This window comes from Wolbachia endosymbiont (group A) of Oxytorus armatus (assembly GCF_964027005.1).
Lineage (GTDB): Bacteria > Pseudomonadota > Alphaproteobacteria > Rickettsiales > Anaplasmataceae > Wolbachia > Wolbachia pipientis.
On sequence record NZ_OZ034719.1, the window covers coordinates 823,104 to 843,573 of the forward strand.

Consider the following 20,470-nt stretch of genomic DNA (forward strand, 5'->3'; position numbering starts at 1 on the left):
GGAGCTGTGTGAATCGAGAGGTTCATGCACAGTTCTGTGAGGGGCTGGTGGGGAAGTTCCACCGGTCTACTTGTCCCCTCAAATGTACCAACTAATAATCTCTATCTCAAATTTACTTTCGATTTCACAAACGCAGCAAATCAAGTTATACGGGAATTAGGGGTTATGGTTGGTACTAAAGTAAAAGAAGAATTACCTATAGGACAGAGGTATTTTGAACCACAAGATATAGAAGACCCAGGGATCTTATTAGTTTTAGAACACACTGTACCACTTATCAGAACATCTGCAACTCGGGAAACTTTTTCATTTGTTGTAACCTTTTAGAATAAAATGACTTTAAACGCCTATTATAACCGCTTTAATCCTGACAAAGAGTACGAAAAAAGTTTGTTCCTTGCAGGAAGAGGTCTACAGTCTGCAGAATTAAATGAGACTCAGGAGTATGCTCTTTCTAAGCTTAAAGGCATAGGTGATGCAATATTTCGTGATGGTGATGTTATAACGGGAAGCAATTGTATTATAGATGCAAAAACTGGTAAAGCTACACTTGAGGGAGGAAAAATCTATCTGCGCGGTGCAGTTAGAAAAGTTGAAAAAGAAGAATTTGTTATTCCACTGAGTACCACAGTTCGCATAGGTGTTTATTATGTAGAATCTACGATTACAGAACTTGAGGATGAAAACCTTCGTGATCCTGCTATTGGTACAAGAAACTATCAGGAAGTAGGAGCTGCAAGGCTTAAAGTTTCCACCATTTGGGGTTATCAAGCAGAAGGTCTTTCTCCACGTTTTTCTGAAGGAGAGTTTTATCCAATCTATAACATTGAAAATGGAGTATTAATAGAACATTCACCACCTCCACAAGCAAACATAGTAACTACTGCTCTTGCTCGTTATGACAAAGAAGCAAATGGTTCCTACGTCGTAAATGGTCTTGAAGTAATGTTCCTGCAAAAGGAAGAGGGAGAAGGAGGAAAAAAAATATTTGTGATTAATGAGGGCAAAGCTCATGTTGATGGCTATGAGATTGAACTTCCTCACAGTATTCGTGTTTCTTTTGATGAAGATCCGGATATAAAATCAGTTGAATCAGAACCACATACTTTTCAGCCAAATAGCCAAAGAGTAATGGAACTGAAGGTTAATGATTTTCCAATAAGTGAAATTAAAAAAGTAGATATCACTATTCAAAAAACCATTACTGTGACTCACGGTTCATATTCAGGAGCTGTTGATCCGATACCTGACTCTGCAGTACTTGAGATTATTCAAGTTAAACAAGGCAATGTTATTTATGAAAATAGTATAGACTATAAGTTAAATGCAGGAAATGTTGATTGGTCATTACCAGGTAAAGAACCAGCTCCTGGAAGTAGTTATCAAATAACCTACCGCTGTCGTACTCATGTAAGCCCTGAAGATATAAGTGAACAGGGATGCAAAGTAAAAGGAGCAGTTGATAACAGCTTGGTTCTGATTGATTACACCTGGAAAATGCCCCGCTATGATTTAATTACTATCGATAGCAAAGGAGTGGTAAGAAGAATAAAAGGAATTTCTCACCCTTGGCGACCATCAATGCCTAGAGCGCCTAGTGGACAACTTTTGCTCTGCTACATTCATCAGACGTGGAAAAAAGGCGAAGGGGTAAAAATAGTGAATAATGCTATTCATGCTGTACCGATGAATGAGCTTGAAGCAATGAAAAAAGGAATAAATGATCTTTATGCGCTGGTTGCAGAGGAACGTCTACGCAATGATGCAAATTCAAGAGAACCTACCACCAAAAAAGGAGTATTTGTTGATTCATTCTTTGATGATGATATGCGCGATCAAGGAATTTTGCAGTCTGCAGCAATAGTAAATAAGGAACTAATTTTACCAATAGATGTAACGATTGCTGATATTGATGGAGGAGAAAAAACTTATTTGTTGCCATATGAACTTGAACCGGTACTGGAGCAGCTTTTACAGATTAAAGGAGAAAAGATCAATCCATATCAAGCTTTTGATCCAGTCCCGGCACAAATTACTCTAAATAAAAATATAGATCACTGGACGGAGGTTACCACGAATTGGAAAAGTCCAGTAACCAGAGTGTTTAATGTTAAAGAAACAACAGAGCTGCTGTCAAGTACCTCATACGAAACTGAATTTATGCGAGAAGCAACTCAAAATTTTGAGATTGAAGGTTTTGCAACTGGTGAAAAGCTTAAGGAAGTAAAATTTGATGGCATAAGCATTCAACCTCAAGCATAGAAAATATTTGAAAGAAAAACATGATCGCAACATTTATTGCTGATAACAGAGGAAAAATAAAAGGAAGATTTACTGTACCAAGAAACATTCCTGCTGGGACTAAGTTAGTGCAGTTCTTCGGTGATAAAGGAAGTTATGGAGAAGCAACGTATACTGGTAAAAAAACAATTACCATAGAGGAAAGAAGAAGAGTGATCGCAGCAAGACGATTTGATCCTTTAGCCCAAACATTTACGCTAAATGAGAGCAGACACATAGGAGGCGTGGAGCTATGGTTCGTAAATAGCAGCAAAAAACGTGTTGTTGTGCAGATTAGAGAAACAGCAGTGGGAATGCCCTCGCAGACTGTCATTGCTGAAAGTTATATTGAGCCGAAAGATATAAAAGTAGATGGCACAGCAACACGTATAGAATGGCCACCAGTGTTTTGCCATGCAGGAGAGGAGTATGCAATAGTACTGCTTACTGATGATCAGGGTACTGCAGTCAAAATAGCAGAACTTGGCAAATATGATGCAGTAAATAGCCGTTGGGTAACAAGTCAGCCATATCAAGTAGGAGTATTACTTTCATCTAGCAATGCAAGTACCTGGACTCCACATCAAAATTTAGATTTAACGTTTCGACTACTAGCTGCAAAATTTAGCGAAAATTCTCATGTTATTGATCTTGGCAAAGTTACAGCAACCAATACTTCAGATTTAATTGTTTTGACAAACGTCGAAAAAGTAGCATTTGATACCAATGTAGAATTTATCTTAACAGATGAAGAGGGAAGAGAAAACTTTTTGTCTGATAATTTGCCGCTTGCACTGCGTGAAAGAATAAATGGGGAATTAACGGTAAAAGCAAGCCTAAAAGGAGGGCGAGAGAAAAGTCCAGTGCTATATCCTGGGTTACAGCTAGTTATGGGTAATCTTTCTAAGAGTGCAGATTATGTAACTAGAAGCATTACAGCAGGAGCTAACACTAAGATTACCATAACATATGATGCGCTGATACCTGGCACTGCAGATGTTAAAGCGTATGTGCAAAAAAACGTGGATTGGCAATTAGTAAATTTAACATCAGGAAAACCAATAGGGGAAAACTGGGTAGAGAGAACTCATGTGCTAACAAACTTTAATGGTAATGAGACAAGGGTAAAATTAGCTTTGAGTGGAACGGTTGTTTATCGCCCTAAAGTCAAAAATCTACGAATCATTATCACTTAGCAGAATGTCAGATGATAAAACAAGCAGAGGGTATCCACTACCACATCCAGAAAATATTGCTGTGCAGGATGTTGTTCGTATCCGTACCACAATTAAGAAAATAGATGAAGATATTACCGAAAGAGAAGATGAGCATAATCAACTTAAGAGTAATTTTGAGCGGTTTAATTTTGAGACTTTTTTAAATTTTTGGAAATGAAAGAAGCAATATACCAAAGGATAAAGGATTTAGCAGCAAATAGCACACCTGATCAACTGGCATATCTTGCAAAATCGCTGGAATTGATAGCAGATAAAAAAGCTATTTCTGATATTGCGCAAATGACTAAAGTAAAAGAAATAATTGATGCACTACAAAAGAGGCTTAAGGATTTAGCAGAAAACAGTACACCAGATCAATTAGCATATCTTGCTAAAGCATTGGAATCAATAATCGACAAAAGTGCAGTTTCTGAAATTGTACAGATGACAGATGGTAAGCTAAAAGAACTTCTTGATAGTGCAAAAAAACACTTAACTGATCTGGATAATAAAAAAGCTAGTTCTTTAGCAGTGATCTCTGAATCAGAGAAGCAGTTATTAAAGAGAATTGATGAAAAAGGAACAACAAATTTATCGCTACTTGATACGAGAAAGAATGCCAATATTGCAGCAATAAATAGCATTAGTAACAGTCATAAAGATGGTCTTAAAGGTTTAGTGAATAACTTCCGTACTGTTAATGATGTGCCAAGTGGCTCATCAATTATTAGGGAAATAGAAACTCGAATTGAAAACATCCTGAATGAGGTAAAAACTCGGGATGAACAGTTAAAAGCGTCTCTTATAAATGAAATAAGAAAGCGCAACATGGTTGAACCAGGGTCATTACCTTTCTTATTTGGTGTACTTGGCAGAAAAAATAATTATTTTGGCCACGGAACTTTTACGACAGAGCTTGGAAAGTGGAGTAGTGATATAACAAAAACTGACTATATGTTACAACTACTAGCAGGTAGCCATACGTACAATACAGATTACGTTAGTTTTTATCGGCCAAGACAACTAAGTTTTATAGAGGGAAGTAAAGGAACATTTATTTACGGAGAGTTATGCACAAAAAGTTTTTCGGGTAGTTATGATGAGATATACTATTACCCGTATGCTGCACTTGGAGTAGTATTTGTAAAAAATACAACCAATGTGAACATAAATAAGACAATGGAATTTGTTGGATCATCGTATTCGAGTACGGAGTATGGGGGAGCAGGATTATTTGTGGGAACTCCTGATAACACTAATTCTAATAAATCAAGTATTTCAAAAATAGTATGGAAAAATGTTTACCAATACACGAGTTCTGATAGCAAGTTAGCCGGATCTGGTAATGTGGAGATTCCAGCAGGAAAAACAGTTGCAATATTACTTTACACATCATCTTATCTGTATTCCAGAACACAAGTTAGTCAAGGTATGCTTGCATCAAATTATGTACACAACTATGGTCAATTTATTCAGTGGGGGATTTATAACATACGTAGCAATTTTCTCACCACAGGGCTTGAGGTAGATGTGGAAAGGACGCTCAGGGCTTGGCAATGTCCAGGGTTAGAACGAACTGATCAAATATGGCAATGAGGAGGAATTTGTGACTATTTATATACGTTTTGAAAACCACAAGCAGATTGAAACAACAACACTTGAAAACAAGCCAACTGGAAATGATTGGTATGAAGCACCAAAGAATTTTGACTGGCAAAAAAGTTATTGTTTAACAGAAGGAGAGAAAATTGTTGAAAGGAATAAGGAAGATATTGAGCTGGAATTATTGGAAAATGCGAAACTTTCTGCACTTGATAGTGTGCGTTTTTATTTTAATAACTATACTAACGAATACGCTGGAAATTCTCACCAAAAAGCTAAATCGTATCAAATACAAGAAAAAGCCGCAAAAAGCATTCTAGCAGCACCAGAGTCTATAAGTAAAAAGGATACAGAAATTATAGAACCATTAGCAAAAGTCCGTGGTATTACAGTTATTGAAATGGCAAGAATAATTGAAGAAAAAGCAAAAAAAGCAGTAAAAGAAATAATTAAATGTGAAGAGTTGGAAGACATTACCAAGAAGAAAATTGCAGAAGCCAAAAGTAAAAATGAGCTAGAGAACTTACTAAACGATTTTAAACAAAAGATACAAAGAAATGGCTGAAGAATTTTTACACGGAGTAAATGTTATTGAGGTAACCTCAGGAGCAAAGACAGTACGTACAGCTAAATCATCAGTGATAGGTGTAATTGGTACTGCACCTGAAGCTGATGAGCAAAAGTTTCCGCTAAATAAACCAGTGTTAATTGCAGGAAGCTTAAAAGAAGCAGCAAGACTTGGAAAGAGTGGCAGTTTACCTTCTGCAACAAACGGAATATTTTCCCAGATTGGTGCAACAGTAGTAGTTATTCGAGTTAAAGAAAGTGAAAACAGCGATTCAAAGCTCAAAGAAAGTGAAACTATCCAAAATATAATTGGCGGTGTTGATAAAGAGACTGGAGAGTATCAAGGGATAGAGGCATTCCTCAGTAGTGAAAGCATAGTTCATATTGCTCCAAGAATATTAATTGCACCTCAGTTTACTCATCAGTTACCTGAAATAGATGGAGTAAATCCAGTAGTGAGTGCTTTAATTTCCATAGCAGAAAAATTAAGAGCAATTATTGTTGCAGATGGACCAAATACTAATGATGAAGAAGCAATAAAATGGAGAAAAAGTGTAGGCAGCTCAAGAGTTTACGTAGTTGACCCTTGGGTTAAGGTATTTATTGAAGGAAAAGAAGGAACCTTGCCAGCAAGCCCATTTGTAGCTGGTTTAATAGCTAAAATAGACAGCGAACAAGGCTTCTGGCATTCACCTTCAAATAAAGAGATAAATGGTATTGTTGGCACAAGCAGGTCTATTGATTTTAGCTTAGGTTATGCAAATTGCAGAGCAAACCACTTAAATGAAAATGAAGTAACAACGATAATTCATCAAAACGGCTATAGGCTTTGGGGAAATAGAACATGTTCAAATGACTCAAAATGGGCTTTTCTGTCAGTGAGAAGGACTGCAGATTTATTCAATGATAGTCTACTTCGAGCTCATCTCTGGGCAGTTGATCGCAATATCACAAAAACTTATATAGATGATGTGATTGAGGGGGTGAATTCTTACCTTGCAAGTTTAAAAGCGCAAGGAGCAATTATCAGTGGAAAATGTTATGCAACTCCCGAACTCAATACACCGGCAAATATTGCAAGCGGAAAAGTGTCTTTTGATTTTGAGTTTACACCGCCATATCCAGCTGAGCAAATATAGCCTTTCTTATAATAGTCCGAATGCGATAAGATATGTGTTTATGGCTATAGCAGGCCAGTAGCATATTACGGTCTGTTCGGATTATTGTAAAAAGAGCTATAATATTCAGATCCCATCTTGTAAATAATAGTGTAATAAGTTAGGAGAAAGCGAAGTGTTACCCAAAATACTGAGAAATTTTAACGTATTTGTAGATGGTCGTGGTTATGCAGGAAAAATAGATGAAATAACCTTGCCGAAGCTTACCATAAAAACCGAAGAGTACAGAGCTGGTGGTATGGATATTCCAATAAATATTGATATGGGCATGGAAAAGCTTGAAGCAGATTTCACTTTTTCTGAATACGATACAGAACTCTTTAGGCTATTTGGTCTAATAAATGGGAATTCAGTTTCTTTGACACTCAGAGGTGGAATGCAAGGGAGTGGTAGTAATGATATTGAAGCAGTAATAATCAATTTAAGAGGCATTTTTAAAGAGTTTGATTTTGGTAACTGGAAACCTGCTGAAAAAGCAACGCTGAAGTGTACTGTAGCTGCTCATTACTATAAACTTACTATAGGTGGTAATGAGTTAATAGAAATCGATGCTGAAAATATGATTAGAAAGATAAATGGTGTTGATCAGATGGCACTACTTCAAACGGTGCTTGGAATATGAAGATTTTTAGAATTCTATTTTTTAGATGTTGATCAAATAGTTACAACATTTTACAAGATTTTATTTTTTATAGGAGAATTTTATGCAAACTATAACACTAAACAACCCAATAACAGTTGATGGTATTTCTGTCTCAGAACTTACCGTTAGACATCCAAAAGTTAGAGATTATCTAGCTATTGAGAGACTTAATGGTAGTGATCTAAGTAAGGAAGTAACTTTGACTGCCAATTTGACATCAGTTGCAAAAGAAGCGATTGAAGAGTTAGATATTGCTGATTATGTGAAAGTGCAAGAGGTATTAAAGGATTTTTTTTCACCAGTTATTCAAAGGACTTGAGGTCAGAAGTATTAATGTTCAGCTCTGTTGTAGGGGGCGGGGTTGAGCAAATACTTGAAATGGAAATTAATGAATTTATCCTATGGAATGAAGCAGCGAGGAAGGTACAATGTCAACGTTATCTATAAAAATTGGAGCAGTCCTAGATGGCAGTTTCAGTACTGTAATAAAAGGAAGTAGCAGTCAACTTACTCATCTTGGTGAGAATATAAGAAAGCTTGACTTATCTTTAAAATCAGTATCAAAGTTTAAGCAGTTAGGTCATGATGTTTTGACTAGCAAGAGGTCATGGAAAGGCTTTGAAGATCAAGTAAAATCTTTAGCTAAACAAATGAAGGCAATAGAGAAACCGAGCAAAACTTTAAAAGCAGAATTTGACAAGGCCAAAACCTCTGCAATAAAAGCAAAAGAAGCATATTTGAAAAAGAGAGATGCTTTGCATTCATTTAATGAAGAAGTAAGAAAAAGTGGAAGAAATATTAAGTCATTAGTAAGCGACCAATATAAACTTGGCTCGTCCATTGAAGCGCTGAAAGGCAAGTATGGTAAGCTTGGATCTGCAATACGTAGTCACCAAAGTTTTTTAGCAAGCAAAGCACATTTTAAGTCAAAAATTATAGAGACTATTGGGCTTGGACTAACGCTTGCAGCGCCAGTTAAAGTTGCTATTGATTTTGAAAGTGCTATGGCTGATGTTACAAAAGTAGTTGATTTTAAAAAGGGAACGAATGAAGCAACTAAATTTGCCAAAGGGTTAAAGGAAATGTCAAGAACAATACCATTATCAGCCGCAGAATTAGCACAAATAGCTGCAAGCGGTGGACAGCTTGGTATCAAGAAAGAAGACCTTTTTAATTTTACAGAAACAGTGGCAAAAATGTCTACAGCATTTGATATGTCTGCAGAACAAGCAGGAGATTCTATAGCTAAACTTTCTAACGTTTATGGAATTAATGTTAGTGAAATGGAACACGTTGGTAATGTGATCAACCACTTGTCAGATAACACTGCTGCTAAAGCAAAAGATATGGTTGAAGCTCTAGCAATAGTTGGTGGTACTGCAAAGCAGTTTGGATTAAAGTTTGAACAAACAAGTAGCTTAGTAAATGCTTTCATTAGTTTGGGCAAACAACCAGCAAAAGCTGCAACTGCTATAAATGCACTACTTTCAAAACTTCAAACTGCTGAAGGTCAAGGAAAAGAATTTAAGGAAGCACTAGAAGAAATGGGCATAGCCGCAGAAGAAATGGTACAAAGGATAAGTGAAAATGGGGAAAAAGCACTACTTTACTTTTTTCAAACTCTAAAGAAAATGGATAATCAGGAACGTTCTACAATCCTTATGAAACTTTTTGGTCAGGAATATCAAGATGATATTGCATTATTAGCTGGAAGTTTTAATAAGTATGAGGATGCAATAAAGTTATTGGCTAATACAGAAAAGTATGGAAGCTCTCTGCAAAAAGAATTCAAAAATCGTGCAGACACTACAGCCAATAAATTAAGACTCCTTCGAAATGCAATAGCTGAAGTTGGTATGAACCTGGGCTCGGTGATGCTGCCTACTTTAAAATTTATAGCTGAATTTTTACAAGAAAAAACTAGGAGCATAGCCTTATTTGCAGAAAAATATCCAACCTTAACTACAGCAATCATGGGAACTATAGCAGCTTTAATAAGTTTGAAAATCTTAGTAGTGGGCTTAGGTTATGGGTTTACTTTTTTAGCAAGTACAGTTCTCGGTTTAAGAGCAAAAATAATTGCAACATTTTCATTTTTATCAGCTACAGTTTTTCCTGCAGTAATAACAGGACTAAGAGCAGTAACACTCGCTGTAATGAGTAACCCGATTGGATTTTTAATAGCAAGTCTTGTTACTGGTGCAGCTCTTGTTGTGACTAACTGGCAAAAGGTGAAAGACTTTTTTTCTAGCTTTTTGGAATACATAAAATCACTCATTAAACCTATAGGAGAAGCCTTTTCATGGATGAAAAATACAGTTAGTAGCATATTTGGAAAAGTGTCAAAAAATAGTCCAGTAAAGGAATTTGAAAAGAGAAAAACTGTTATTTCGTTAGTTGATGGAGAAGCTAGCAATGTACTTTCTAAAAATAGTGTTTTTAATAATGGGAATCCTTTATCAAATAATAATGTGATGAAAGAAATTTCTAAAAATAGCTGGAATAATGTTAAAATTAAACATGCTATCGCAGAAAAGAAATCTGTAGTAGATGAGAAAAATCTAAAAGAGTACGTAAAAAGCAAATATGAAAATAAAACTTTTAACCAAACTCAACATAATTATTTCAACATAAGTGTACAAGCAGCACCAAATCAAGATGTTCGTGGTCTTGCAGATGAAGTAATAAAAAGGATAAGAGAAAAGTCACGTGATGTTTTATTTGATACAGTAGAGACATTTTACTGATGTTATCTCTTGGTCCATATAAATTTACTCCGATAAGTTTGAAGTATAGTAAAGAAAATCGTTGGAGTGTAATTGAATGCATCAATAAAATGCCGTCACTACAAAATATTGGTCAAGGAGTGGAAAATATAGACTTAGAGGGAATAACTTATCTTCATAACCCTGGAAATTTAAGTCAATTAAATAGTGCAAAAGAAGCAGAAGAACCTCACACTTTGGTTGATAACATGGGAAATGTTTTGGGACAGTTTGTGATTACAAGATTAGAAGAAAAGCAAACATCATTTCTCCCTTGTGGATTTCCAAGAAAAGTTGAATTTAGTTTGAGTTTGAAAAGCTATAGATGACTATATATTACTTAACTAAAGAAGGAGAAATGCTAGATCTGATTTGCTGGAAACATTACGGATTTACTGATGGAGTAGTGGAATTAGTACTAGCAGAGAACTTAGGTTTGGCAGAATACGGAAGCTTTTTACCTGCTGGATTAAAGATAAAGCTTTCTACTATTAAGAAAACAGTACAAAAGTCAAAATTAAAGGTCTGGGAATAAATGCAGCCAGATTTTATAATAGATAAATGTGAATCAATTAAAGATAGAGTTATATCATTGCGCCTCACAGATGAATCTGGGACAATAGACGATGTAGTTGAAGTGTATGTTGATTACAGAGATGAAAACTTAAATATCCCGAATAAATTGAATATTTCTTTAGGGTATAGGGAAATCGGAGTGACGCCCATGGGTGTATATACAATTAATGAAATTACGGTACAGAGTCCGCCTAAAACCTTACTAATAAAGGCTCATGCAACAAATTTAAGACTATCATTAAAGGAAAAAGTATCTAAAGAATGGCATCAAATTACTCTAGGTAACTTGGTTAATGAAATAGCAGAAAAACACGGATATGGGTGCAGAGTTGCAGAAGAATTTGAAAATGTGTTGATTCCACATATTAACCAAACAGAAGAAAGTGATATAAGTTTACTAACAAAAATAGCAATAGAACGCGAAGCAATGGCAAAACTAGCTGGCGGATATATACTCTTTATTCCAAAAGGCAAAGCAAAGTCGGCAACTGGAAAAGCTTTAGGAACAACAGCTATTAGACCTCAAGACACAATAAATTGGAAAGTGCATTTTAGCGTGAGTAGGTACAACTCAGTGGTTGCAAAATGGCATAGCTATGAAAAGGGTGAAACTATATCAGAAACAGTTGGCTCTGGTAGTCCAAGTTATACCATACAAACGCTTTACTCTAATGTAGAATCAGCACTAAGTGCAGCAAATGCTAAGTTAAAACAACTAAAGCGAAATAATGCAGTATTGGATATCACTATGCCTGGTAATCCAGAACTATTTGCAGAGGCGAAACTTAGCTTGTTAGGGTTTTATCAAGATATAGACGGTGAATGGGTAATTGATAGAGCAGAACATGTGTTAGATAGTTCAGGTTATCGCACTATGTTATCAGCATCAACGTTAAGAAAAAATCAGTAAAACAAATGTTTAATGTTGAAAAAAGTATTGAATATGAATAGAGACTCAAGAAATAAGCTACATTTTTGGTGGTGTATAACAATGATAATATGTGTTGTTATTACCTATTGCTACATGAAAGCAAAAGCTACAGATAATTATAAAACAATATTACGAACTGCCTCTCAAAATTGTAACTTAGAAGTTGTAAAATTCTCAGTAGAAAATCTATTAGACATTAATGTGCAGATCCCTAAATTAACAGCACTACATTATGCTGCAGAAGAAGGATGTGCAGAGGTTGTAAAATTCTTAGTAGAAAAAGGAGTTGATATAAATGCTACGAAATATGAAAGATGGACACCTTTACATGCAGCTACATATGAAGGCAATTTAAAGATAATTAGATTTTTATTAGATAAAGGTGCAGATCCTAACATTAGAGACACAGATGGGAAAAACCCTAGAGATGTAGCTGTGCTAAGATCACGGCACAATAAAGATAAACCATACGATGAAATTATACACTTGCTCTATAATGCTGAAAAAGAACACGAATCTGAGCAGTAATATTTCGTAACCGGAAACAAGAAGTAGTTGAAAGATTACACAGTTAGGAGAAACATGCAAAATCAAAAAATCCCAATTACAGTAATTATCACGTTATTAATACAAACAGTAGCATTTATATGGTGGTTATCCAAGTTAGACTCAAGGGTACAATTTCACGATAAACTTATTGAATATGGTTTAATGGAAAAAGTATTAGTACTTGAGGAAAGGGTAAAAAATCTTTCTGAGGAATTGGATGAGCTTAAAGCTGATTTTAAGTAATTATTCTTCTACTTTTGGTGTATAAGGATCAGATTGAGATTTACGATCCTTCCAGTTTTCGATGTATTGCTCAACTAGTGGAGGATCTCCTGTTATAATCAATAGGTTTTCAGCATTTCTTTGCTGAGCGGCATCTGAAAAGTTAAATGATCCGGTTATGATTTTTTGCTCATCAATAATCATAATTTTGCTGTGTGAAATTGCAGGTTTATAGTCTATGTATATCGGTATTTTTTGCCTAAATAATTCATTGATGACACTGTATTTTGAGCTGACCTGTGATTCATCTAGGATAACCCTAATATCAATACCACGTTTTTTTGCTCTAATTAAAGATTGTGCAATAGGCTTTGAAGTAAATTGATATGCCTGAATTAATATGGATTTTTGAGCTTGATCTATAGCATTGGTTATTTGTTCGGCACAATTTTCCCTAGGTGTAAAACAGACTGTAGTTTTTGGACAGGTAACACAACCTGATAAAAGTGAGCAAGTTAACAGAATTAATAAATATCTAATCATGAAAAAATACATCCTTTCAGTTGACGGAGGAGGCATAAGGGGCATAATACCAGCCATTATTCTAGCAGAAATAGAAAAGAGAGCAAGAAAACCGATAGCTGAAATCTTTGATCTTATGGCAGGGACCTCAACCGGTGGAATTGTTGTAGCTGGATTATGTAAAAAAGATAAACCTCAATATTCAGCCAATGATTTAGTTGAGTTTTACCAAGAATACGGGTCATATATTTTTAAATCTTCATTTTTGAGAAGATCAATATTTTCTTGGTTTAATTGTGCACAATATTCACATAAAAATATTGAATTTGTACTGGATAAATATTTTGGTGATGATACTCTACAAAACACTTTAAGTAATGTACTGCTTACCAGTTATGATATTCATAACAACCATCCTTTCTTTTTTAAGAGCTGGAAAGAAGATAGAAATTTTATCAAATTGAAAGATGCATTACGAGCTACAACTTCTGCACCTACTTACTTTGCACCTAAATATCTTAAAATCAACCACAAGGAAATGGTATTAGTGGATGGCGGGGTATTTGCCAATAATCCAGCGGCTTGTGCATATGCAAGTGGTAAGAGGTTATTTCCAAATGATGATATTCTACTGTTATCGATAGGTACTGGAAGAACAGATAGAAGCATAGAGTATGCCAATTCAAAGAGATTTGGAAAAATAGGCTGGATAAAACCACTATTACATGTGATGTTTGCCTCAAGTTTAGATTCAGTAAATTACCAACTTGATCAAGTTATAGGTGATAAATATATACGCATACAATCGCAATTAAAAATAGCATCACCTGACATGGATAATATTACATCAAAAAATATCAAATCTCTTCAGCAAGAGGCAAGTAAAATGATAGAGGACAATCAAAAAGTGATAGAGAAATTCTGCATAGAAGTGTTAAATATATAACTATCTTTACTTATATCTTAATATAATATTTCTCAGTACCGTCTTTAACACAATTCAATTTTCACACTCATCAGCAGTTAGGCCACTTGCTCGCAAAATAACATCAGTAGAAACACCTGCCTTTGCTAGATTTTTCGCAACTTTGATTTTTTCTATTTTTTTAACCTTTTCTTTACTATCCTTCATACTCCTAGATAAAAATTTTACTAATCCATTCACTAATTCCTGCTCTTCAGTTTTTCTTAGTAAAGTGAGTAGTTCACTATCTTCATTTGTTTTAGGTAGCAGAACTTTAATATTCACTGATAATTGTTCTGCTATTTGATATAATTTGTCAAATGATATGGCAGTGTATCCTATTTCATACTCGTGTATTTCCTTGAGCGTTAAATCAACTTTATTCGCCAAATCTTTTTGAGTATATCTCCTTATCAACCTCCATTCTCTTATTCTTTGTCCTATTCTGTAATATATAGAGTCAGTGCAGACTTCTTTTCTTGTATCATTATATTCGTAAGTAGATAAGCCGGTTGCTTGGGAAATTATGTCAACTGAAACCCCTTCTTTCACTAGATTTTTTGCTATTTCCAACCTTGCCTCTTCTTGATTAATTTTTTCGCTAATATGAACAAACCTGACTAATGAAGGTACTATTTTGCCTAACTTTTGATTCTCGTATATTTTCGTTAGATAGAGTATTTCCTCGTCTTCATAGCTGTCTTCCCTTACTATTACTGGTTCAGGTAATAAATCTACAACGTCAACTGATAATACTCTTGCTATTATATATAGTACTTCAATTGGAATAGGAATATACCCATCTTCATAGCTGTTTACTTCTTGGTATGTTAAACCTATTTGACTTGCTAATCCTATTTGAGTATGCCCTCGCATTAACCTACAATTTTCTATTCTTTGCCCTATTCCGTAACTAACATTGCTTGCAGAAACAAACATTTATCCTCCATTTAAGAAAAAAACTTTATTGCTATAATTTTTTTACGAGCTATCCATCTAAAACCATATCAATAGATAAACCTACCGCTTGCAAAATAGTATCAATAGAAATTCCCCCTTTTACTAGATCCTTTGCAACTTTAATCCTTTCTATCTCTCTCACTTTCTCCTCACAAATACGTATTCCCTCAAACAGAGATTTTATTAGTGCATTACGTAGTTCTTGGCTCTCAATTTCTTTGTATTCTTTAATTAAATCAGGTAGCTCATTTTCCACTCTACTACCTTCATCTTCCTCTGTTAGTAGATCTGTAATACTAATCGATAATGCTTCTGCTATCTCATATAATTTTCCCAGTGGAGTAGCTACGCGTCCTTGTTCATAGTTGCTTATTTCGTCACGTGTTGTATTCATTTTCTCTGCTAAATCCTTTTGAGTATACTCTCTCACTAGCCTCCATTCTTTTATCTTTTTTCCTATTTGGCAGTATATAGAACCAACTTTTTCTTCAATACATTCATCAGCAGGCAGACCAATTGTTTTTGCAACAATATCAACAGAAACTCCTGCTTTAACCAAACCCTTTGCAATTTTTATTTTTTCTGATTTTTTACTACTTTTTTCACTAACTTTGACAAATTTAGTTAATAAACAAAACATCCTACGTAACTCCTGATCATTAATCTTTTTATATTCTCTTACTAGATTTAATATTTCTCCTTCCTCATTTTTAAAGCCGATTTTCTCCTTTGATGCAGTAATGAGATCGGTAATACTTACTGACAATGCACCTGCTATAGCGTACAACCTTTCGATTGAAATTCTACGATTCCCTTTCTCATATTGCAGTATTACCCAGTATTTTACACCAATTTTCTCAGCTAAATCTTTCTGAGTATACCCCCTCTCTAACCTCCAACTTTTCACTTTTTCCCCTACTTCATAGTCTAGAATTTTTTCCACGCAAAGAACCATACATATAATATTTTCTACTATAGCTCAAAGGCTCCAGATATAACGGTAAGAAAAAACCTCTGGAACCTTAAAGCTGGCTGTAGACGCATTAAAGTTCTCTAAAGGTTTCTTTACTACCTTCACGTATCCTATTCACCCACGAAGACGGAGACAATACTTCATCATTGCTAACTTCTTTTATAGCATACTTTTTACTCCATATGCCACATCTAGTGAAACTACCTCTCTCTACTGCTTCTTTAAGTTTTACTCCTCCAAAGAGACAGTTTTTTCCTATTTCTTCTCCTATTTTTTGTAATTCAGCCCACATTTCCTTGTTTTCTACTCTCAATTGTACTTGATCATATTTTTTTACATCGTGGTACAATATAATATTTAGCTTACCAATGCTTGTAGGAAATTCTAATATAATAGAGATTTCATCTGACATATCGATATAGTTTCTTATACCTCCCTTCTCACTTTTAACCTCAACTGCATCATTGCCAATTTTTAAAATATTACTTCCTAATTCTCTCAGTATTTTGGCTACCTCTACCTTACTATCATCAGAAAATTCTATATACGATGTTGTATTGTCTATCTCGATATCTATTAATTCTCCTTCTTGAACAGCACTTTCGCCAGCTTCCTCTAGCTCTTCTAGTTGCTTATCTATCTGTGGCTGAACTTCTGGCTGTAGCTTATTATAGATTTCACCTATCAGTTTATTCTGCAGTAGAGTATCATGAAACTCTGCACCACTTAGCATTAATTTACGCATTATCTTTTTTCGATCAGTCTTATCAAATTTATGAAAATGTGTACCCAATACTACATACTCTGCAATGCTCCATTCCCCATCGTTATATGCATTTATTCTTGCTCCAGAGGCTAGTACTTGGTCTATAGTTTTGTGCAATTCATTTACGTTTTTTGCCTCTACCACTTCACTTTTAAACCAGCTCAACTTTTCGCTTTCGCTTATACTTGGCTTTATTTTTTGCAAAGCTGAAGCAAATGGATTTTTATCTTCTTGATCATTTAAAGGTTTTGTACCATATATGTAGTCGAGCCCTTTTCCGTAGTTGATTTGAACGTCTCTATCAGGGGAGGGCACTTCTCCAAGCTTTTTAGCCTTATTAATTTTGCTCACAAAGGTAGGCTGCTGGCTAGTACGACCAATACCTCTAATAGAATTTGATATTTCACCCTTCGATAATCTATCAAGATCAATGTTTAACTCGTAAGTACCTCCTTCTTGATCATCAAAAGGTACAATTATTTTCTTACCCATATTATCCTCACTATTAAAAATACTTTTTAAGTATATAAACCTTAGTTTATATATTCTATTACTCATTATAAATTATAGTGAGTAGATTTGCAAATACTTTCTACTATAACAATCCGTTTTCTCTAAAGCTAAAATAACCACCACTTGTGATGATAATGTGATCAAATAATCTAACGCTTACAGTACTACACGCTGCTGCTAAGCCCTTTGTTACTGCTTGATCTTCTTCTGACGGCTCTAAGCTTCCTCCAGGATGGTTATGTGACATTATTATTAATGTTGCATTTTTTATTAATGCTTTTTTTATAATCTCCTTTATGTATACCGGTGCTTTTTCCATTTCACCAATATAGGATTCTTCTCCAATTAGTTGGCGCCTCTTATTCAAGTATAGTATTTTTACACATTCCCTTTCTGAGTGGCCTATACTTACGTTTAAGTACTCTACTAGCTCTTGTAAGTCCATTATTGGCTCACTCTTGAGCTTTTCTCTCAGTACCCTTTCTAGTGTTTCCTTAACGCACATAATCATTGCTACTGCAGAATCAGTCACTCCTTCTATCACTTTCAGGTCATCCATTTCTCTACCTAAAATCCTTCCTACTCCCGTATAAGTGTTCACCAGATTTTTAGCAATTTCTTGAGCTTGTGACCTTTCATGTACTGCACTTAGAAATGTTTCCATTATTTCACGATCAAGTAGTGCTTTGCCTTTGCTTTCTAATATTCTGAATTCTATTTCTTCTTTACTTTTATTCATATAATTTACCCTTCACTAACAACAAACTTTTTTTAGATATTTACTGCTGTCTTTTTATCAGCATTGGCATAAAGCCATAGCTTTCGAGTGAAGTCAAATCAATTTTTCAATCTTTTTTGCTTATTTTTTCATTAAGAAGTGAATATATTAATATATGATGATTTTTTTATTTTAAACTTGTTGAATTTCGTCTAAAGAGATTCCTACAGTTTGCAAAATAATGTTGATTGGAATTACTCCTTTCACTAAATCTTTTGCAATTTTCATCTTTTCTGCTCTTTTCACTTTCTCTTCGCAAATTTGTATGCTTTCAAACAGAGATTTTATTAGCGCATAGCGTAATTCTTGACTCCCAATTTTTTTGTATTCTTTTATTAAATCAGGTAGCTCATCTTCTACTATCTCATCAACTATGTTTTTTAAAAAATTTTTTATTGTGTAATTTTGCAACTTGATCCAATCATGTAGGTAATAAAAATCCATTCGTCATAGGAATAGAATTTTATGTCAAACAGCTATTGCCTGCTTAAGCCAATGAATATGTGAATAAGTACTTTAAGTTTGTGTGGACGTACTTATTCACAATATTCATTGTCAGTTGCTACTGTGTGAAGTAATTGCTGCTTTAAGTCTTGCATTAGCAATTACTATAATTTTACGCATAAGAGCTGTTATAGCCACCATCTTCTTCTTACCACTTTCAACAAGCTTAGAATAAAAGGCACCAAGTACAGATTTTGACTTTGTAACAGCTATGGCTGATATGAAGAGCTTTGAACGAACATTACTTCTACCGCCCATAATCCTTCGGTAACCAACAGCTTTACCACTTTCCTTAGGATGAGGTGCTACTCCGGCAAGACTTGCTACTTCTTTTCTACTTAAGTAGCCAAGCTCTGGCATTAAACACAAAAAATCTTGTGATAACTTTTTGCCTATTCCAGGAACTGTTTTAAGGATTTTTTGACGTTGTTGTAGCTCATGGCTTTCATCAATAATTTTTTGTATAGTGTCATTGAGTTCGTTTATTTGATTATTGAAAAATTCAATGGTCTTCTGGCAACTTTCCTTTATATGGTCATTTTCAGGAGCTTCCAGTCTACACTTTTCCTGAGTTCTCATTTGCGTAATGTCATCACGACGTTGACACAGTGCAGCTAGAGTTGATTGTTCTTTTGAAGTAGGTACAAATAGAGAGAGAGTTTTATGGCGTTCACATCCGTATTGAGCAAGAGCCATCGCATCTGATTTATCAGACTTTGCTAAAGTTCCGTGAGACAAGATAAAACTTTTTACTTTTCGAGTATTTGCTTGATGTACTGCAATATTCTTGCCAACAAGAAAATGTGATAAACCAAGCTCATATTTGCCCGTATTTTCTAAAGTTACCAAAGAATTAGGTAAGATATCTGAAAACTTTTTAAACAACAGTTGCCAACCATCAGCATTATTGTCGAACTTGATAATGTTATTTTGGTTGTAAACTGCAGCAACATTTTTAAATTTTCCGATGTCAATGCCAATAAAATTTTGATAAGATGTAACCATAATAAACCTCGATAGTTTTAGTTAATTTAAGATTGTAAACGGGCGTATATATATTTCCCAAACAACTATTCAAACGTATCGAGAGATAGGGCTAGTGTACCTTGATACAAACGGTTGTAATACCAATTGGTTTTCGGTCGCACACGCCCGTGATAACTCTATTCCTATAGTGAGTAGAGTTATCTTCCCTCTTACTTCATTTATATCATGTTTTTAACTTACAATCTTCCTCTATGAGCAGATCTGTAATGCTAATTGATAATGTTTCTGCTATTGCATATAATTTTTCCAGTGGAATGGCCACACGTCCTTGCTCATAGTTGCTTATTTCGTCACGTGTTGTATCCATTTTCTCAGCCAAATCCTTTTGAGTATACTCTCTTCCATTCTTTTATCTTCTTTCCTATTTGGCAGTAAATAGAACCTCCTTTTTCTTCAACACATTCATCAGCAGAGAGACCAATTGTTTTTGCAACAATATCAACAGAAACTCCTCCTTTAACCAGACCCTTTGCAATTTTTATTTTCTCTGCTTTTTTACTACTTTTCTCACTAATTTGAACAAACTTGGTTAGTAAACAAAATATCTTACGTAACTCTTGATCATTAATCTTTTTATATTCTCTTACTAGATTTAGTATTTCTTCTCCCTCATCTTCAAGACAGATTTTTTCATTTGATACAGGAATTAGGTCTACAATACCAATCGACAATATCTCTGCTATAGCATACAACTTTTCAATCGAAATTTTACGTGTTCCTTTTTCATATTGTAGTACTACTTGATACGTTACACTGACTTTCTTCGCTAAATCTTTTTGAGTATATCCTCGCTTTAACCTCCAGTTCCTTACTTTTTGTGCTATCTGATACCTTATTGAGATGTTTGCCATAAATATTATACATGTTAATACTACCAAACAAAGATATACAAAAACTTCTATGTTTGCATTTT

Annotated in this window: 21 protein-coding genes and 3 pseudogenes; 16 read left to right on the forward strand and 8 right to left on the reverse strand. The window is 34.6% G+C overall.

Annotated elements, in window-relative coordinates; genetic code table 11:
• Positions 1 to 78 precede the first annotated feature (78 nt).
• The 15 genes and pseudogenes from AAGD79_RS04100 to AAGD79_RS04170 form a co-directional block, all read left to right on the forward strand.
• A pseudogene (locus AAGD79_RS04100) lies at positions 79 to 327 on the forward strand (hypothetical protein); the annotation flags it as partial.
• Between the two features lie 6 nt (positions 328 to 333).
• The gene (locus AAGD79_RS04105; protein ID WP_341811161.1) at positions 334 to 2,262 is read left to right on the forward strand and encodes a DUF4815 domain-containing protein; all 1,929 of its coding nucleotides are present in this window, start codon (positions 334 to 336) and stop codon (positions 2,260 to 2,262) included.
• 20 nt (positions 2,263 to 2,282) lie between these two features.
• Positions 2,283 to 3,476: a hypothetical protein gene (locus AAGD79_RS04110; protein ID WP_341811162.1), complete on the forward strand. Its 1,194-nt coding sequence runs from the start codon at positions 2,283 to 2,285 to the stop codon at positions 3,474 to 3,476.
• A gap of 4 nt (positions 3,477 to 3,480) precedes the next feature.
• Complete coding sequence (locus AAGD79_RS04115; RefSeq protein ID WP_141457048.1) at positions 3,481 to 3,675, forward strand: hypothetical protein; 195 nt, start codon at positions 3,481 to 3,483, stop codon at positions 3,673 to 3,675.
• Positions 3,672 to 5,093: a hypothetical protein gene (locus AAGD79_RS04120; protein WP_265024393.1), complete on the forward strand. Its 1,422-nt coding sequence runs from the start codon at positions 3,672 to 3,674 to the stop codon at positions 5,091 to 5,093. The genes AAGD79_RS04115 and AAGD79_RS04120 overlap by 4 nt, the downstream gene beginning before the upstream one ends.
• Positions 5,094 to 5,103: 10 nt before the next feature.
• Complete coding sequence (locus tag AAGD79_RS04125) at positions 5,104 to 5,664, forward strand: hypothetical protein (RefSeq protein ID WP_019236467.1); 561 nt, start codon at positions 5,104 to 5,106, stop codon at positions 5,662 to 5,664.
• A complete protein-coding gene (locus tag AAGD79_RS04130; protein ID WP_341811163.1) occupies positions 5,657 to 6,805 on the forward strand; it encodes a phage tail sheath subtilisin-like domain-containing protein in 1,149 nt (382 codons plus the stop codon). The genes AAGD79_RS04125 and AAGD79_RS04130 overlap by 8 nt, the downstream gene beginning before the upstream one ends.
• A 154-nt stretch (positions 6,806 to 6,959) precedes the next feature.
• The gene (locus tag AAGD79_RS04135) at positions 6,960 to 7,466 is read left to right on the forward strand and encodes a phage major tail tube protein (protein WP_264706158.1); all 507 of its coding nucleotides are present in this window, start codon (positions 6,960 to 6,962) and stop codon (positions 7,464 to 7,466) included.
• An 82-nt stretch (positions 7,467 to 7,548) separates the two neighbouring features.
• The gene (locus AAGD79_RS04140; protein WP_341811164.1) at positions 7,549 to 7,806 is read left to right on the forward strand and encodes a phage tail assembly protein; all 258 of its coding nucleotides are present in this window, start codon (positions 7,549 to 7,551) and stop codon (positions 7,804 to 7,806) included.
• Positions 7,807 to 7,915: 109 nt separating this feature from the next.
• Positions 7,916 to 10,234 (forward strand): phage tail tape measure protein, encoded by a 2,319-nt coding sequence (locus tag AAGD79_RS04145; RefSeq protein WP_341811165.1) that lies wholly within the window; start codon positions 7,916 to 7,918, stop codon positions 10,232 to 10,234.
• The gene (locus AAGD79_RS04150; protein WP_208571517.1) at positions 10,234 to 10,581 is read left to right on the forward strand and encodes a phage tail protein; all 348 of its coding nucleotides are present in this window, start codon (positions 10,234 to 10,236) and stop codon (positions 10,579 to 10,581) included. The genes AAGD79_RS04145 and AAGD79_RS04150 overlap by 1 nt, the downstream gene beginning before the upstream one ends.
• Complete coding sequence (locus AAGD79_RS04155; RefSeq protein WP_208571518.1) at positions 10,578 to 10,787, forward strand: tail protein X; 210 nt, start codon at positions 10,578 to 10,580, stop codon at positions 10,785 to 10,787. The genes AAGD79_RS04150 and AAGD79_RS04155 overlap by 4 nt, the downstream gene beginning before the upstream one ends.
• Positions 10,788 to 11,738, forward strand: a complete 951-nt coding sequence (locus AAGD79_RS04160) for a contractile injection system protein, VgrG/Pvc8 family (RefSeq protein WP_208571519.1) — start codon at positions 10,788 to 10,790, stop codon at positions 11,736 to 11,738. It abuts the gene before it with no gap.
• A 33-nt stretch (positions 11,739 to 11,771) separates the two neighbouring features.
• Complete coding sequence (locus AAGD79_RS04165; RefSeq protein ID WP_244226821.1) at positions 11,772 to 12,287, forward strand: ankyrin repeat domain-containing protein; 516 nt, start codon at positions 11,772 to 11,774, stop codon at positions 12,285 to 12,287.
• Positions 12,288 to 12,341: 54 nt separating this feature from the next.
• The gene (locus tag AAGD79_RS04170; protein WP_019236585.1) at positions 12,342 to 12,551 is read left to right on the forward strand and encodes a hypothetical protein; all 210 of its coding nucleotides are present in this window, start codon (positions 12,342 to 12,344) and stop codon (positions 12,549 to 12,551) included.
• Here AAGD79_RS04170 and AAGD79_RS04175 read toward each other — a convergent pair whose 3' ends face one another.
• Positions 12,552 to 13,073 carry a phospholipase D family protein gene (locus AAGD79_RS04175; protein ID WP_139686866.1) on the reverse strand — a complete coding sequence of 174 codons (522 nt, stop codon included), beginning with the start codon at positions 13,071 to 13,073 and terminating at the stop codon, positions 12,552 to 12,554.
• Here AAGD79_RS04175 and AAGD79_RS04180 point away from each other — a divergent pair.
• Complete coding sequence (locus AAGD79_RS04180) at positions 13,072 to 13,998, forward strand: patatin-like phospholipase family protein (RefSeq protein ID WP_141456779.1); 927 nt, start codon at positions 13,072 to 13,074, stop codon at positions 13,996 to 13,998. The genes AAGD79_RS04175 and AAGD79_RS04180 overlap by 2 nt on opposite strands.
• Before the next feature lie 54 nt (positions 13,999 to 14,052).
• Here the strand turns inward: AAGD79_RS04180 and AAGD79_RS04185 are convergent, their stop codons facing one another.
• From AAGD79_RS04185 to AAGD79_RS04215, 7 genes and pseudogenes are all read right to left on the reverse strand, one after another.
• Complete coding sequence (locus tag AAGD79_RS04185) at positions 14,053 to 14,955, reverse strand: helix-turn-helix domain-containing protein (protein ID WP_208571523.1); 903 nt, start codon at positions 14,953 to 14,955, stop codon at positions 14,053 to 14,055.
• Positions 14,956 to 15,004: 49 nt separating this feature from the next.
• Positions 15,005 to 15,931, reverse strand: a complete 927-nt coding sequence (locus tag AAGD79_RS04190) for a helix-turn-helix domain-containing protein (protein WP_341811166.1) — start codon at positions 15,929 to 15,931, stop codon at positions 15,005 to 15,007.
• Positions 15,932 to 16,019: 88 nt separating this feature from the next.
• Positions 16,020 to 17,207: a hypothetical protein gene (locus AAGD79_RS04195; RefSeq protein ID WP_341811639.1), complete on the reverse strand. Its 1,188-nt coding sequence runs from the start codon at positions 17,205 to 17,207 to the stop codon at positions 16,020 to 16,022.
• 103 nt (positions 17,208 to 17,310) lie between these two features.
• Positions 17,311 to 17,967: a RadC family protein gene (locus AAGD79_RS04200; RefSeq protein ID WP_341811167.1), complete on the reverse strand. Its 657-nt coding sequence runs from the start codon at positions 17,965 to 17,967 to the stop codon at positions 17,311 to 17,313.
• A 171-nt stretch (positions 17,968 to 18,138) separates the two neighbouring features.
• A pseudogene (locus AAGD79_RS04205) lies at positions 18,139 to 18,366 on the reverse strand (transcriptional regulator); the annotation flags it as partial.
• Positions 18,367 to 18,561: 195 nt separating this feature from the next.
• Positions 18,562 to 19,515 carry an IS110 family transposase gene (locus AAGD79_RS04210; protein WP_264339072.1) on the reverse strand — a complete coding sequence of 318 codons (954 nt, stop codon included), beginning with the start codon at positions 19,513 to 19,515 and terminating at the stop codon, positions 18,562 to 18,564.
• Positions 19,516 to 19,726: 211 nt separating this feature from the next.
• Positions 19,727 to 20,408 (reverse strand): annotated as a pseudogene (locus tag AAGD79_RS04215) (helix-turn-helix domain-containing protein); the annotation flags it as partial.
• Between the last annotated feature and the right edge of the window lie 62 nt (positions 20,409 to 20,470).

Coding starts and splice junctions, on each gene's coding strand:
- AAGD79_RS04105 (WP_341811161.1), top strand. CDS start 334: ATGACTTTAAACGCCTATTATAACCGCTTTAATCCTGACAAAGAGTAC.
- AAGD79_RS04110 (WP_341811162.1), top strand. CDS start 2,283: ATGATCGCAACATTTATTGCTGATAACAGAGGAAAAATAAAAGGAAGA.
- AAGD79_RS04115 (WP_141457048.1), top strand. CDS start 3,481: ATGTCAGATGATAAAACAAGCAGAGGGTATCCACTACCACATCCAGAA.
- AAGD79_RS04120 (WP_265024393.1), top strand. CDS start 3,672: ATGAAAGAAGCAATATACCAAAGGATAAAGGATTTAGCAGCAAATAGC.
- AAGD79_RS04130 (WP_341811163.1), top strand. CDS start 5,657: ATGGCTGAAGAATTTTTACACGGAGTAAATGTTATTGAGGTAACCTCA.
- AAGD79_RS04140 (WP_341811164.1), top strand. CDS start 7,549: ATGCAAACTATAACACTAAACAACCCAATAACAGTTGATGGTATTTCT.
- AAGD79_RS04145 (WP_341811165.1), top strand. CDS start 7,916: ATGTCAACGTTATCTATAAAAATTGGAGCAGTCCTAGATGGCAGTTTC.
- AAGD79_RS04150 (WP_208571517.1), top strand. CDS start 10,234: ATGTTATCTCTTGGTCCATATAAATTTACTCCGATAAGTTTGAAGTAT.
- AAGD79_RS04155 (WP_208571518.1), top strand. CDS start 10,578: ATGACTATATATTACTTAACTAAAGAAGGAGAAATGCTAGATCTGATT.
- AAGD79_RS04160 (WP_208571519.1), top strand. CDS start 10,788: ATGCAGCCAGATTTTATAATAGATAAATGTGAATCAATTAAAGATAGA.
- AAGD79_RS04165 (WP_244226821.1), top strand. CDS start 11,772: ATGAATAGAGACTCAAGAAATAAGCTACATTTTTGGTGGTGTATAACA.
- AAGD79_RS04170 (WP_019236585.1), top strand. CDS start 12,342: ATGCAAAATCAAAAAATCCCAATTACAGTAATTATCACGTTATTAATA.
- AAGD79_RS04180 (WP_141456779.1), top strand. CDS start 13,072: ATGAAAAAATACATCCTTTCAGTTGACGGAGGAGGCATAAGGGGCATA.
- AAGD79_RS04175 (WP_139686866.1), bottom strand. CDS start 13,073: ATGATTAGATATTTATTAATTCTGTTAACTTGCTCACTTTTATCAGGT.
- AAGD79_RS04185 (WP_208571523.1), bottom strand. CDS start 14,955: ATGTTTGTTTCTGCAAGCAATGTTAGTTACGGAATAGGGCAAAGAATA.
- AAGD79_RS04190 (WP_341811166.1), bottom strand. CDS start 15,931: ATGGTTCTTTGCGTGGAAAAAATTCTAGACTATGAAGTAGGGGAAAAA.
- AAGD79_RS04195 (WP_341811639.1), bottom strand. CDS start 17,207: ATGGGTAAGAAAATAATTGTACCTTTTGATGATCAAGAAGGAGGTACT.
- AAGD79_RS04200 (WP_341811167.1), bottom strand. CDS start 17,967: ATGAATAAAAGTAAAGAAGAAATAGAATTCAGAATATTAGAAAGCAAA.
- AAGD79_RS04210 (WP_264339072.1), bottom strand. CDS start 19,515: ATGGTTACATCTTATCAAAATTTTATTGGCATTGACATCGGAAAATTT.